Source organism: Cyanobium sp. Aljojuca 7A6 (assembly GCF_024346455.1).
In the GTDB taxonomy this organism is placed as follows: domain Bacteria; phylum Cyanobacteriota; class Cyanobacteriia; order PCC-6307; family Cyanobiaceae; genus Cyanobium.
The window spans coordinates 135507-148630 of the sequence record NZ_JAGQCY010000007.1 but is presented as its reverse complement, the minus strand read 5'-3'; the positions used below and the strand labels follow the sequence as shown (position 1 = coordinate 148630).

Here is a 13124-nt window from a genome sequence, read left to right as displayed (position 1 = left end):
AGGGTGTCAATCCGCGCCACCACGGACGGCCTGTGCTCCGGTGACTCAGCCACGATCGCTTCCAGCATCGCCAGGCTGGCCACGACATCACCGGCCGCACGCAGGCTGAGCGCCAGTTCGTGACGCACGGTGATGTCGGACGGATCCGCCGCTCGTAGGACCTCAAGGGCCGCGATGCTCTCTGACGGTCGCTGCGCCTGACGCAGGGTCACCGCATGTTTGATCCGGAGCGCCCGATCACCGCTGCGCCGGGCCAGCGCCACCTCTGCCGCCTGCAGTGCCTCCAGCGGACGCTTGTCCTGGAGAAGGGTGTCAATCCGCGCCACCACGGACGGCCTGTGCTCCGGTGACTCAGCCACGATCGCTTCCAGCATCGCCAGGCTGGCCACGACATCACCGGCCGCACGCAGGCTGAGCGCCAGTTCGTGACGCACGGTGATGTCGGACGGGAATGCGGAGACCAGTCGTTCAAGCTCCTGAACACTGTTGCGGCAGTTGCCTTTGGTCCGTAAGGCCACCGCAGCGCTGACCAAACGTTTTGGCGCGATAGCCGGAGCTGGATTTGTTGGATCTGTCATTCAACCTGTTGACAAGAACTGTCATGGAGGCTTCCATTCACTCTAGTGGACAAGCTCAGGGCAACGAAGCGCTGGCTGTGCCCAGAGGCAGAAAGATGGGCATGATTGAACATCGATCAACCGCCATCGGGTCAACTTCCATCATACTTCGGAGGCCTGATCTCCTCGTACGCTGATGATCAAGACTACTCAGAATGAATGGTCAAACATGCTCACTGCCAAGTCTATCAGCAATCACTGATGACGGGGATGAAAAGAGCATTCATTCCAGCCTACACATTGACCACACCTCGTTCTGAATCATCTCAAGTGGTCTGTGGACGTCTCGCCTCCCCACTGCTACTTGCGCACTCGAAAGAGATGCTCATGCCTGGACCAGATCGTGGCGATTTCAGCCTCAATCAGACCAGCAGGTCTGTGTCAGTTAGACTTGGCAAGAGTCCACAATAGAGTGGCAATGTGGAGGCATGGAAGACCACATCCATCACTGCGATCTCTGACCGTTTCCAGCTCCCTTGGTGGCCGGTGCCGGCAGTGGGGGTCCCCAGATTTCGTAGACACCGATCACAGGTTCGTGGAATCGGGGAACCCCACAACCCAGCCAGGGAATCGAGGAGGAGGCGGCGGAAATCGCTGATTCGGCTGTGATCCGGCCGCTGGTTGTCGGTGAGCAACCGGAAAGTAGCCTCCACCCAGCAAGCCCATTTTGATCTAGTGCCTCCCGAACACTGGATATTGGCCAGGGCAGCGGGAACAGCTCAGGCCGACGCCGTAGGCGTATAGGAGCAACACGACCATTATCCTCCGCGGGTCGCAGGCCTTCTCGCCTCGCGGAACGTTTTGGCGGTAGAGAGGCGTGGATCTCGTCCAGATCCAACAGCAAGAAGACCAAGTGGTTCTCCGGCAGCCTCCCCACCGGCGAGGCCAATAACAGCAGCGTCAGAGCCGGGTTCCAGGGGCGAAAGGATTTGGCCTTGACCATGCCCCGTGCGCCCGACCAGAATGGTTAAAGTTACTCGCTTCTGGGAAAGTTAGCAGGCGATTGTGGAGCGCTCGGACGCGGGCCTACGTGTCCAATCCCACTGCCAGTGAGAACCTGATTAAGCGCAGCAAGTAAGTCTTAATGGAGACATGCTCATTTAGGGCCTGGGAGCGAATCCTTCAACATCTTCATGGATTGCAAACACTTTCTATTTGGCGGCCATGGGCAGGAAGCCTCAGATGAGCCGGAGATGAATGTCTTGGATTGGGTTGACCAGTGCAAGGCAAGGCAGTATCATTAATAAATTCTCTCTTAAATCAGAAAATGGCGGCTGGAGTTTTTGGCTTTGAAGGGATTGGATTTAGCGTTACCCCTGGTGTTCCCGCTGCCACCATTGATCTTCCTCCGCGCTCTGGTGAGTTGATCATTACCAGAGTCGGTGGAGGTGACGACTTGGCGGTGGGCGACTCTTTCACCTTTTTTTCAATGGATTGCCATCGGGCAAGATATTGGTTTATAGAGGACAAGATGCTAACGGGGGGGGGGTCATCGGCCAGGACGACTTAGTAGGAACAGAATGGTTCTTCTTCTCAAATTCTCCCATCACGAATGAGCAGGCATTTCCAAGCTTCTCAGCCTCCGATATCATCATATGTTTTGCGGCCGGCACCTTGATTGCCACCCCAGATGGGGAGCGTCCGGTCGAAACCTTGGTGATCGGTGATCTTGTGCTCAACGCTGATGGTCGTTCGGTACCGGTGCGTTGGATGGGCCGGCAGACTCGGCAGAAGTTGTTGACCTCTGAGAGCAGTTATGCGCCGGTGCGGATGCGGGCGGGTGCGTTGGCGACGGGAATGCCACATACCGATCTGATCCTCACCGGTGACCACGCCTTGATCGTTGACGAACTGGCGATCAACGCCTCGGCACTGGTGAACGGCACCACAATCACCTTTGAGCCGATGGAGGAATTGCCCGACAGGATCACCTATTGGCACATCGAGACCGAAGAGCACGAGGAGATCCTGGCCAACGGGGCCGCGGTAGAAACCTTTATTGATTACATCGGTCGTCGCTCCTTCGATAATCATCAGGAGTATCTCGATCTGTATGGCTCCGAGCGAATCATCCCCGAGATGCCACGCCCCCGTGTCTCCTCACGTCGCCAGCTGCCAGTTGAGACCGCCGCACGCTTTGGCATCGGCCGCTTCGGAGACGATGTTGATGTCGAATACGCAGCATTGGCTCAGTCGCTTCTGGCGGCCTGAGTTGATCGGGAAGCGGCAATCTCGAGAGACTGAGTCCGGTAGACGTCCAGCATCCCGGCACCCGTCCATACCAGCCGCCTTCCCAGACGAATTCCAATAGCCGTTGCTGCGCCTGTAAGGAAGGGCAATGCGGCACGGTGGCGGCAACTGCCCCTGGCTCATGTGCGCTGCCACCAGACTGACAACCTCCATGTTCCTGCTGATCGCTCGCATCTCCTTGCGTAGCCGGCTGAGCCAGGCACGCTCCTCCTTGGTGAGGTGGCCCTGTTGGAGGGGGGCCCGCCTCGCCCCGATCCCTGCGAGCCTGGCTCACGCAGAAGGGCCTGCTGCTGGAAGCAAAGCCAGGCCGTTGGGGGACGGCATCGCAGGAGAGGCCAGCGACCGCCAGAGGTCAATAACCTCCGGAATTCTGTTGAGGAGTACATCGGCGCCGTGTTGTGGTGAGGACGGTCATCGGTGGAGGAGGGCTTTCAAGCAGCGGGCGAAGGAGATGGGGGGAAATGGTCTCTGAATTGGGCCCACCGCTGGTTGCCACTGCCCTTGGTGGCTGTTCTGTTCTGGCGCAAACTCGCTGCAGCAGTGGGCGCAGCGCCAGAGATCCAGCCAGCGAAGCGTCAGGGCCCCGTGCAAGGCCGGGGGGAATGCGGGGAGCCCATGGGGTAAATTTCCTTAAAATTGGGCAAGAGAATCGAAATTGCCCCTTGGTAGTTCCCCATTTTCGTCTGGAGGCAGTCGGGACATGGTTTAATGAATGGCTAAGTTCCGCTGAGTTTTCCTGATCAATGCGCCATCTATCGCTCGCAGCTTCCTCGGTGACCCTCACCACTGCACTGCTTCTGGCTCCCCAACGAGCCCTGGCACTGGATTTCAATTTTTTCTTCTCCGACTCCACGGGCGGGAGTGTTTCAGGAATCATCAAGGGCCTTGAAGAAGGTTTCAATTCTCCTGGTTCCGTTGAAGTGCTGAACTCTTCGATCGGAAGCACTGGTTCGTTCTTGCGCATTGGGACAGGCGGTTTCACTGTCGCCTCAGGGGCGATCACATCGGCGAATTGGCTGGGCCTTGGCAGCTCTACCGGGTTAACCCATGATCCGGCGGGCTCAACAGCCACGATCGCCTGGCTTGCCTTTGCCAATTCCCCCACGTCCTCATCGCTAAATATCATCCAAGGGGGATTCAGAAATGTCAGCCGTGCCACTGTTGCAGGACTTCCGACTTACCTTCAAACGCCGGCACCCGCGCCAGCAACTTCTTCGGTTCCCGGTCCTTTGCCCATCGTTGGAGCTGCGGCTGCCTTCGGTTTCAGCCGCAGGCTGAGGAAGCGGATCCAGGCCAGCGAATTGACCATTTCTTCACAGCCAACCCCCTGAGTCCCCTCCACAGCCAACCCCCTGCGCGTCCCCACCGGACTCCATGTTTCCATCAAGGGGCCCCTCTGCCATGCAGTAGGGCCCCTTTCTTATGGTCGGTTGGCCCGGTTCATCGCATCTAGAAGCTTCCTCGCATAACCCGTCCAAAGCTGGTTCCTCCGAAGTGCTTTCAATCTGGAAGTCGACAAGTTATGCCCTGGGATGATCGCTGCGAGGCCCCAGGTTTTCACATAACCTCTGCTTCTACCGCCGAGCTCCCGTCCGTGCGTTTTTCCCTGCCGCAGCAGAACTTGAACAGCGCAGCCGTGGCACGACTCCTGGCGACGGTGTCCCCGGTGCTGCTGGCGGTTTTCCTGGCTGCGGTACTCACCGCCGCCCTTCCGCCAAAGCTCCTGGATCCAGCCTGGCAACTGGGTCTAATCGCTGCCCTGATCAATAACGCCTCTCTGGCGCTGATGGGAGTCTTGCTGCTGACGCTGGCCCTAGGGTTTGACCCCACGCACCATTTGCTGCGAGCACGCTGGAAAGCCCTCCGTCCCTGGATACTGGCCGCCTGCCTGGGCTTTGTACTCCTGATCCCCCTGCAGGGCTTCGTCGCCTGGAGGTTCCATACGGTTGTCACCCTCGCCCAACAGCGGGAAACCAGCAATTCCGCCCAGAAACTCGCCCAACTGCGCCAGGCCATCAGTACGGCCACCAGCCATCAAGAGCTGCAGTCCAGGGTTCAGCAGCTGTTCGGCAACAACGCCGGCCTCTCTCCGTTGGAATTGCGCACCCCCATGGGCGAACTCCGCGGCTTGTTGCTAGCTCGCGCCGAACAGGCGTCCAATCAACTGATGCGTCAGATCGAAGCTCAAGCCGGCGGAAGGCCGGATCAACTGGTCAAAGAAAGCATCCGCATCTCCGTTTCTGCCGTGGCCTATGCGTTGGGTTTTGCTTATCTGGCTGGTGTGCTGCCTCGCGGTAAGGCCGCTCAGAGGCGCGCGAGATAAGGAATGTAGTTGGTTTCGAGTTGACTGACCCGTAGGCAGACAATAAGCGATTCTGCGGCATTTGAATGCCATCGGTTTAGCTCAAGCCTCCTCGTCCTCCCAGGTGCTGGCCACGTGCAGCTCCTCCAGCTGCTTCGGTGCCACATCCGCCGGGGCCTGGGTCATCAGGCAGCGGGCCTGCTGGGTTTTCGGGAAGGCGATCGTGTCGCGGATCGATTCCTCGCCCGCCAGCAGCATCACCAGCCGGTCCATGCCGAAGGCGATGCCGCCGTGGGGCGGGGCGCCCATGTCGAGGGCCTCCATCAGGAAGCCGAACTGGCGCTCGGCCTCCTCCAGCGGCAGGCCGATGGTCTGCAGCACCTGGCGCTGCAGGGCCGAATCGTGGATGCGCAGCGAACCGCCGCCCAGCTCCAGGCCGTTGAGCACCAGGTCGTAGGCCTGGGCGCGGGCCGTGGGCAGCGTCCCGGCCCAGGCGGTGGGGTCGCCGCCCAGATCCCCGGCGTTGGGGGCACAGAAGGGGTGGTGCAGGGCTTCGAGACGGTTCTCGCCGGCGTTGAACTCGAACATCGGGAAATCCACCACCCAGAGGAAGTTCCACTGGTCGTTATCCCGCTCGGCCGGCACCAGGCCCAGTTCGCGGGCCAGGTACTGGCGCACCCGGTCGAGGGCCTTGTTGACCGTGGCCGTGTCGCCGGCACCGAACAGCAGCAGGGTGCCTTCACTGGCGCCGGTGCGCTCCAGCAGTTCGGCCTTCGTCTCGGCCGTGAGGTTGTCCTTGATGGCGCCGATCGTGTCGATCTCGCCGCCGGCCCGCACCCGGATGAAGGCCAGGCCGCCGGCCCCCGCCTTCTGGGCCTCGCTGAACACATCCCCGCCCGGCTTGATGCGCACGTTGCTGACGGCCTCGTTGCCGCCGGCCACGGCGATGCATTTCACCGATCCGCCGGCGGCCACGGCACCGGAGAACACCTTGAAGCCCATGCTGGCCACCAGGTCGCTCACGTCGGTGAGCTCCATGCCGTAGCGGGTGTCTGGCCGATCGGTGCCGTAACGGGCCATCGCCTCATGCCAGGTGAGGCGGGGGAACGGCCGCGGCAGCTCGAGGCCTTTCACCTGTTTCCAGATGGCGGCGATCAGGCCCTCGTTGAGGGCCAGGATCTGCTCCTGGTCCATGAAGCTCATCTCCATGTCCAGCTGGGTGAACTCCGGCTGGCGGTCGGCCCGCAGGTCCTCGTCGCGGAAGCAGCGGGCCAGCTGGTAGTAGCGCTCCAGGCCGCCCACCATCAGCAGTTGCTTGAACAGCTGGGGCGACTGGGGCAGGGCGAACCACTCGCCGCCGCAGACCCGGGAAGGCACCAGGTAGTCGCGGGCGCCTTCCGGGGTGGAGCGGGTGAGCACCGGGGTTTCCACCTCGATGAAGCCTTCCCCCTCCAGAAAGCCGCGGGCGGCCCGCACGGTGGCGTGGCGCAGCCGCAGGTTGCGACCCATGCGCTCGCGGCGCAGATCCAGGTAGCGGTGGCGCAGGCGCAGTTCCTCGCGGGTGTTCTCCTCGTCGTGCACCGACACCGGGAAGGGCAGGTTGCCGCGCACCTCGTTGAGCACCGTGATGCCGCTCGCCAGCACCTCGATCGCCCCGGTGGCCAGGCGTTCGTTGAGGGACGCGGCCGGCCGGGCCCGCACCTTGCCGTCCACCCGCAGCACCGTCTCGTGGCGCAGCCGTTCGGCCACGGCGAAGGCGGCGGGGGCCAGGTCGGGATCCACCGTGATCTGCACGGTGCCGCTGCGGTCGCGCAGGTCGATGAAGATCACCCCGCCGTGGTCACGGCGCCGGTCGACCCAGCCGCACAGCTGGACCTGCTGGCCGATGGCGTCGTTGCGCAGATCGCCGCACCCGTGGCTGCGCATGGGGAGGAACACATCAATCCGCGAGTTTCCCACAGGGCGCCCGCGGCCCGGGCGCTCTCAGGACTCCGTGCTCAGCCGCGCCGGTAGAAGGGCCGCCGCACCACCAGCGCCGGCTCCGCCCGGCTGCGGATCTCCACCGCCAGTTCCGTGCCGGGTTTCGCCGCCGCCGCCGGCACGTAGGCCAGGGCCACCGCTTCCCCCAGGGTGGGGGACCAGGTGCCGCTGGTGACCACGCCCACGGCCACGCCGTCCTGCAGCACAGGGTAGCCGTGGCGGGCGATGGCGCGGCCCTGCAGCTTCAGCCCCACCAGCTTGCGGCCCACCCCCTCGGCGGTCTGGCGCTCCAGGGCGGCGCGGCCGATGAAGTCGGTGGGCATCTCCAGGTGCACCAGCCACCCGAGGCCCGCCTCCAGCGGCGTGGTGGCCGCGTCCATCTCGTTGCCGTAGAGGTGCATCGCCGCCTCCAGCCGCAGGGTGTCGCGGGCGCCGAGGCCGCAGGGGGTGACGCCGTCGTCCAGCAGGCGCTGCCAGAGGGCCCGGCCGGCCTCGCGCCCCAGCAGCAGCTCGAAGCCGTCTTCACCGGTATAACCCGTGCGGCCCACGAACACCGGCGCCCCGTCGATGGCCAGCTCCCGGTGGCCGAAGCGGGGCAGCCCCGCCAGGCTGGTGCCCGTGAGGGCCTCGAGCCGGGCGGGCGCTTCCGGGCCCTGCAGGGCCAGCAGCACGCCATCGCCCTTGCGGTCGCTGATGACGATCCCCTCGGGCTCCAGCTGGCTGGCGATCCAGGCGGTGTCGGCCTCGGCGCAGGCGGCGTTGATCACCAGCACCAGTTCGTCCCGCTCGCCCTCGGGACCGTCCAGCCGGCCCCGGTCGTAGACGATCAGGTCGTCGCGGATGCCACCAGCTGCGTTGAGCAGCACGGTGTAGCAGGCCTCGCCGGGGCCGATGCGGAACAGGTCGGTGGGCACCAGCCGCTGCAGGGCCTCCTTGGTGCCTTGCCCGCGCAGGGTGAGCACCCCCATGTGGGAGATATCAAAAACGCCGCAGTGCTGCCGCACGGCGTTGTGCTCCTGCACCAGGCCGGAGAACTGGATCGCCATCTGCCAGCCGGCAAACGGGACCATGCGGGCGCCCGCAGCAACGGCCGCGGCGTCCAGGGGGGTTCGGCGCAGGGGGGTGGAATCCATGGATCGCAGCCGGCCGGCCAAGGGGACGCCGGTGCCCGGTGGCGCGATCCTATGGAGGAAGCAGGCACCGGCCGGGGCGGCGCTGTCGCCGCCAATACCGAAGAAAGCCTGTGATTCGGCTTCCACCCCTATCACAGAAGCGTGGAACTGCGTACGTTGAATCCCCCACAAGGTCAAGCGGATGGGCAACCGTCCCAACTGTCGCAGCTGCCGCCATTGCACCCCTCCCGCCGGGGTGGAGATGGGATGGTGCCAGCTGCGCCAGCTTCCCATCCACGCCGAGCTGGTGGCCGACCTCTGGTGCCACCACTGGACGGCGCGCCCGCCCCGGCTGCCGGTGGTGTCACCCGACGGCCATCTCAGGCCGGCCCGCGTTCCGCTGGGCAGTCAGCAGCTCAGCCTGGCCACCGGACTCAGCTGACGGCGCGGGAACGGTCAAAAGTGTGACGGTTGATTCGTTTTTGACTTTTTTCCGCTGTTTCTTCCCCGCTTCTCCTAGCGGAGCGCCCCGTTTGGCCCTAGGACGGCAGAACCCCGTTCAACCCCCACCACGGAGGTCCCCTGAATTGATCAGAACCACCACATCCCCATCACCCATCGAACTGATGGCTGTGCATGTGGATTGTGAAACCTTCACCCTTCCCACAGGGGCCCATGTCTTCTGCCGCGGCGCCAACGCCGACGCCATCTACGCCGTCCGGCGCGGCATCGTTGAACTGGTGGGCGAGCAGGGCGAAAAAACCTGCTTCCGCCCCGGCGAGCTGTTCAGTTACCAGGACATCACCTGGCGCGAACTGAGCCACCGCGGCGACGCCTTCGCCCGAACGCCCGTTGAAGTGCTGCGGCTGGATCGGCTCCGCTTCCTCAACCTGCTGCACAACCATCCCACCCTGGCGGTGCAACTGATCGGCCAGCAGCACACCCGCCTGCGGGAGCAGCGCGCCAGTGGCACCTGCTGCTACTGAGCGCCAAGCAACAGCAGCAGGCTGCGGGTCACCTTGGCGGCCAGCACGGCGCTGACGCCGCTGGGGTCGAGCTGGGGGGCGAGTTCCACCACGTCGGCGGCCACCAGCTGGTGCTGGCGCAGTTCCTCCACCAGTTCGGCGAACTGGGGCCAGTGGAAACCACCGGGCTCCGGCGTGCCCGTGCCGGGCATCACGGCGGGATCGAACCAGTCGAGGTCGACGGTGAGATAGAGGGGCCGGCCCCGCAAGGGCGCCAGCGCCGCGGCCATCGCGGCGATCGGCACCAGCCGGCCACTGGCGTGCAGTTCCAGGAACTCCTCGCGGGTGCCGCTGCGGATGGCGATCTGGCGCAGCTCGCCGCTGGGCAGCACCTCCAGGCAGCGGCGCATGGCGCAGGCGTGGCTGTGGCGGGCCCCGAGCCAGCTCTGGCGCAGGTCGGCGTGGGCATCCAGCTGCACCATCACCAGATCCGGGTGGCGTTGCGCCACCGCCGCCACGGCCCCACTGCTGATCGAGTGCTCACCGCCCAGCATCAGGGGCGCCAGGCCCAGGTCCAGCACCGCCTCCGTGGCCTGGCGTACCGCCGCCACCACCGGTTCGGGGGCGCCGAAGGGGATCGCCACGGCCCCCAGGTCGGCGAAGGCCAGGTCCTCGAGATCCAGGTCGAGCTGGGGGTCATAGCTCTCCAGGCCACTGCTCACCTCCCGGATCGCCGCCGGGCCGAAGCGGGCGCCGGGGCGGAAGGAGGTGGTGCCGTCGTAGGGAACGCCGAACAGCCCCACGGCGCAGCCCCGGGGCTCACGGCGGGCGCCCATGTAGATCGCCCCTTCGGTGTCGAACAGCTCCAGGCTCATGGCTGGGCCGTGGTGTCGGCCAGCTGGCGCTCCACAAAGGCCGGCACCGCCTCGAAGGCACCCCGCTGCCAGCGGGGCGACCAGATGCTGCAGCCCGGCGCCACCGCCGCGGCGCGCTCTGCCAGCGGTTCCCGGTAGCGGGGGCCGTCGGGGCAGGCGAAGGTCCAGCTCCACCAGCCGCTCGGATACATGGGCACCCAGCCGTAGAGCGGATCGGCATGGCCGAACACCTCGCGCAGCAGCCGCACGGTGTCGATGTGAACCTGACGGAAAGCCTCGGGGGATTCGCTCTGGGTGGCGAACACACCGCCGGGGCGCAGCAGGCGGCGGCAGTTCTGGAAGAACGTGCGGTTGAACAGGCCCTCGGCCGGTCCAGCCGGGTCGGAACCATCCACCAGCACCACGTCGTAGCTGGCGTCGGGGGCGGTGGCCGCCCAGGCGATGCCGTCGCCGACGGTGAGGTGGAAGCGGGGGTCGGTCCAGGCGTCGCCGCCGAGGCTGGGCAGGTGCTTCTGGGACAGCTCCACCACCAGCCCGTCGATCTCCACCATGTCGAGGTGGGCAACGCCGGGATGGCGCAGGCACTCGCGGGCGGTGCCGCCATCCCCGCCACCGATCACCAGCACCCGCTCGATCGAGGCGGCGGCGCAGAGGGCCGGATGCACCAGCGGTTCGTGGTAGTGCCGCTCCTGCTTCTCCGCCGTCATCCAGCAGCCGTCGAGCAGCAGGCCCTTGCCGTAGGTCTGGCTGTCAATGATCGTGATGCGCTGGTAGGGGCTGGTGTGCTCCTCCACCACGGTGGCGGCCAGGCCGTAGCGCACCCCTCCCAGCTCCTCGTCCACCCAGGCGCCGCTGGGGAAGGCGTCGGCCGGTGGCTGTTGCGGTCCCATGCGGTTGGCTCGTGGCTTTCCAGCTAAACCTTCGGCAGGACCTCTTGTCACGGCGCCATGGCACATTCCAGACGCCACCTGTTGCAGTACCTGGGTCTGGCGGGCGCCGGGCTGGCCCTGAACACCCTGCGGCCGGCGGAAGCGGCGGCGGCGGCGGCGGCGGCGGGCGGCAGCCTGGCTGAGCGGCTGTCGGTGTGCCGGCCCAGCGGCGACCCGCTGCAGGAGCTGTTGCGCCGCAACCGCGACTTCTGCAAGGCCTGGCAGGCGGCCGAGCGCAGCGAGGATCCCCAGGGCCGGGCCACTCTGCTGCACGAAACCTGGCCGCTGCACTGCCAGGTGCGGCCCGATGCCCTGGCCGCCGGCCAGCGGCCCTGGGCTGCGGTGCTCTGCTGCGCCGATTCGCGGGTGGCACCGGAGTGGATCTTCGCCTGCGGGGCCGGGGAGCTGTTTGAAGTGCGCAGCGCCGGCAACACGGCCTTCGACGAGGGCATCGCCTCCCTGGAGTACGCCGTGGCGGAGCTGGCGATGCCCCTGATCCTGGTGATGGGCCACAGCGGCTGCGGCGCGGTGACCGCCGCCATGGCCAGCGCCCCACTCACGCCCCTGCTGGAGGAGCTGGTGGCACCGATCCGGGCCAGCCTCAAGCCAGGGGCGGACCTGGCCCAGGCGGTGCGCACCAACGCGGCCGCCGCCGCCGCCGACCTGCCGCAACGCAGTGCTCTGCTGCGCGAGGCCCTGGCGGACGGGCGTTTGCGCATCCAGGCCGCCTACTTCGACATCGGCAGTGGCGAAGTGAGCCTGGTGTGAGCGGCGATCTGCCCCTGGGGAATGGCCTGGCGATCCCGGCGGCCGAGCTGAGCTGGCGCTTCTCGCGCGCCTCCGGCCCCGGGGGCCAGGGGGTGAACACCACCGACTCCCGGGTGGAGCTGGTGTACGACCTGGCCGCCAGCAGCGCCCTGCCGCCGACGCTGCTGGAGCGCGCCCTGCGGCGACTGGCCGCCCGGCTCACCCCGGCCGGCCTGGTGATCGTGGCGATGGAACACCGCTCCCAGTGGCAGAACCGTCAGGCGGCGCAGAAGCGCCTGGTGGAGCTGATCCAGGCGGCGATCGCGCCGCCACCGCCACCGCGCCGCCCGACGAAACCCAGCCGCGGCTCGGTGGAGCGCCGCCTGCAGGCCAAACGACAGCGGGGATCACTCAAGAGCCGCCGGCGGCAGGGTCCGCCTGAGGAGGGGTAGGACCTGGGCCACTCTCGGAGCGGATCTGGGCCTTGGCCGCCTGCCAGTGGCCCTCCAGCTCCGCCAGGCCCCGCCCGCCGAGGTCGCCGCCCAGGGCGGCCTCCACCCGGGAGAAGCGGTCGAGGAAGCGGTGGTTGGTGCCGGCCAGGCCCTCCTCGGGGTCGAGATCGCACCAGCGGGCCACGTTCACCAGGGTGAAAAGGACGTCGCCCAGTTCTTCCTGGGCGTGAACCCGATCGCCGCTGGCCACGGCCTCCCGCAGCTCGTCCATTTCCTCCTGCACCTTCGCCCACACGGCCTCCATGGTGTCCCACTCGAATCCGGCCGCGGCGGCCTTGCGGGAGATGGTCATGGCGCCGGCCAGGGCCGGCTGGCCGCGCACCTTTTCCGCCAGCCGGTCGCTGAGGGGGCTGGCGGGCTGGATCGGGGAACCATCGCCGGCAGTGGTCCGCTGCCACTCCTGGCGTTCCGCGGCCTTGATCGCCTCCCAGCTGCGGCGCACGGCCTCGGGGTCGGCGGCCCGCTGGGCCGCCGGGTCAAACACATGCGGGTGGCGCCGCACCAGCTTCTCCGTGATGGCGGCGGCGACGGCGGCCAGATCAAAGCGTTCCGTTTCGCTGGCGATGCGGGCGTGCAGGACCACCTGCAGCAGCAGATCACCCAGTTCTTCGGCCAGATGGCCGTCATCGCCCTGGCGGATCGCATCGGCCACCTCATGGGCCTCCTCCAGCACGTAGGGGATCAGGGTGCTGTGGGTCTGGGCCAGGTCCCAGGGGCAGCCCCCCTGGGGATCCCGCAGCCGGGCCACGACCGCCACCAGTTCGCCGAGGGCCGCCAGGGTGGCCCCATCGGCCTCAGAAGGGGAAGGCGGCCGGGAACCGGACATTCGCGGGAG

At 66.2% G+C, this 13124-nt stretch carries 13 protein-coding genes; 7 read left to right on the top strand and 6 right to left on the bottom strand.

From position 1 onward, the window contains the following. On the bottom strand, nucleotides 1-518 hold a 518-nt coding region (locus KBY95_RS08555), incomplete at its 3' end, for a tetratricopeptide repeat protein (protein WP_254964538.1). Nucleotides 519-2051: 1533 nt separating this feature from the next. Here KBY95_RS08555 and KBY95_RS08550 point away from each other — a divergent pair. From KBY95_RS08550 to KBY95_RS08540, 3 genes are all read left to right on the top strand, one after another. After that, the gene (locus tag KBY95_RS08550) at nucleotides 2052-2828 is read left to right on the top strand and encodes a Hint domain-containing protein (RefSeq protein WP_315861409.1); all 777 of its coding nucleotides are present in this window, start codon (nucleotides 2052-2054) and stop codon (nucleotides 2826-2828) included. Nucleotides 2829-3640: 812 nt separating this feature from the next. Further along, on the top strand, nucleotides 3641-4198 hold the full coding sequence (locus KBY95_RS08545; protein WP_254964537.1) for a hypothetical protein: 558 nt from the start codon (nucleotides 3641-3643) through the stop codon (nucleotides 4196-4198). 263 nt (nucleotides 4199-4461) lie between these two features. Then, the gene (locus KBY95_RS08540; RefSeq protein ID WP_254964536.1) at nucleotides 4462-5190 is read left to right on the top strand and encodes a hypothetical protein; all 729 of its coding nucleotides are present in this window, start codon (nucleotides 4462-4464) and stop codon (nucleotides 5188-5190) included. Nucleotides 5191-5271: 81 nt separating this feature from the next. Here the strand turns inward: KBY95_RS08540 and aspS are convergent, their stop codons facing one another. Beyond that, nucleotides 5272-7095 carry an aspartate--tRNA ligase gene (aspS, locus tag KBY95_RS08535; RefSeq protein ID WP_254964535.1) on the bottom strand — a complete coding sequence of 608 codons (1824 nt, stop codon included), beginning with the start codon at nucleotides 7093-7095 and terminating at the stop codon, nucleotides 5272-5274. Between the two features lie 71 nt (nucleotides 7096-7166). Beyond that, the gene (gene gcvT / locus KBY95_RS08530) at nucleotides 7167-8282 is read right to left on the bottom strand and encodes a glycine cleavage system aminomethyltransferase GcvT (RefSeq protein WP_254964534.1); all 1116 of its coding nucleotides are present in this window, start codon (nucleotides 8280-8282) and stop codon (nucleotides 7167-7169) included. 181 nt (nucleotides 8283-8463) lie between these two features. Here gcvT and KBY95_RS08525 point away from each other — a divergent pair, with 181 nt between their 5' ends. Further along, nucleotides 8464-8703 carry a hypothetical protein gene (locus KBY95_RS08525; RefSeq protein WP_254964533.1) on the top strand — a complete coding sequence of 80 codons (240 nt, stop codon included), beginning with the start codon at nucleotides 8464-8466 and terminating at the stop codon, nucleotides 8701-8703. A gap of 184 nt (nucleotides 8704-8887) precedes the next feature. Next, the gene (locus KBY95_RS08520) at nucleotides 8888-9247 is read left to right on the top strand and encodes a cyclic nucleotide-binding domain-containing protein (protein WP_254964532.1); all 360 of its coding nucleotides are present in this window, start codon (nucleotides 8888-8890) and stop codon (nucleotides 9245-9247) included. Here KBY95_RS08520 and speB read toward each other — a convergent pair. Both speB and speE read right to left on the bottom strand, forming a co-directional pair. Continuing rightward, nucleotides 9241-10101: an agmatinase gene (gene speB / locus KBY95_RS08515; protein WP_254964531.1), complete on the bottom strand. Its 861-nt coding sequence runs from the start codon at nucleotides 10099-10101 to the stop codon at nucleotides 9241-9243. The two genes, KBY95_RS08520 and speB, sit on opposite strands and share 7 nt — an antisense overlap. Continuing rightward, entirely contained in the window at nucleotides 10098-10991 is an 894-nt protein-coding gene (speE, locus tag KBY95_RS08510; RefSeq protein WP_254964530.1) for a polyamine aminopropyltransferase, read from the bottom strand. Before speE ends, speB begins: the two co-directional genes overlap by 4 nt. Before the next feature lie 57 nt (nucleotides 10992-11048). On the opposite strand from speE, the gene KBY95_RS08505 reads away from it, so the two are divergent. Further along, a complete protein-coding gene (locus KBY95_RS08505; protein WP_254964529.1) occupies nucleotides 11049-11798 on the top strand; it encodes a carbonic anhydrase in 750 nt (249 codons plus the stop codon). Next, nucleotides 11795-12229, top strand: a complete 435-nt coding sequence (gene arfB, locus KBY95_RS08500; protein ID WP_254964528.1) for an alternative ribosome rescue aminoacyl-tRNA hydrolase ArfB — start codon at nucleotides 11795-11797, stop codon at nucleotides 12227-12229. Before KBY95_RS08505 ends, arfB begins: the two co-directional genes overlap by 4 nt. Here the strand turns inward: arfB and mazG are convergent. Continuing rightward, complete coding sequence (mazG, locus tag KBY95_RS08495; protein ID WP_254964527.1) at nucleotides 12189-13115, bottom strand: nucleoside triphosphate pyrophosphohydrolase; 927 nt, start codon at nucleotides 13113-13115, stop codon at nucleotides 12189-12191. The genes arfB and mazG overlap by 41 nt on opposite strands. Nucleotides 13116-13124: the final 9 nt, after the last annotated feature.

What these genes read in the sequence shown, in the direction of transcription:
- KBY95_RS08525 (WP_254964533.1), top strand. Translation starts at nt 8,464, where the DNA reads ATGGGCAACCGTCCCAACTGTCGCAGCTGCCGCCATTGCACCCCTCCC.
- KBY95_RS08520 (WP_254964532.1), top strand. Translation starts at nt 8,888, where the DNA reads ATGGCTGTGCATGTGGATTGTGAAACCTTCACCCTTCCCACAGGGGCC.
- speE (WP_254964530.1), bottom strand. Translation starts at nt 10,991, where the DNA reads ATGGGACCGCAACAGCCACCGGCCGACGCCTTCCCCAGCGGCGCCTGG.
- KBY95_RS08505 (WP_254964529.1), top strand. Translation starts at nt 11,049, where the DNA reads ATGGCACATTCCAGACGCCACCTGTTGCAGTACCTGGGTCTGGCGGGC.
- gcvT (WP_254964534.1), bottom strand. Translation starts at nt 8,282, where the DNA reads ATGGATTCCACCCCCCTGCGCCGAACCCCCCTGGACGCCGCGGCCGTT.
- mazG (WP_254964527.1), bottom strand. Translation starts at nt 13,115, where the DNA reads ATGTCCGGTTCCCGGCCGCCTTCCCCTTCTGAGGCCGATGGGGCCACC.
- aspS (WP_254964535.1), bottom strand. Translation starts at nt 7,095, where the DNA reads ATGCGCAGCCACGGGTGCGGCGATCTGCGCAACGACGCCATCGGCCAG.
- speB (WP_254964531.1), bottom strand. Translation starts at nt 10,101, where the DNA reads ATGAGCCTGGAGCTGTTCGACACCGAAGGGGCGATCTACATGGGCGCC.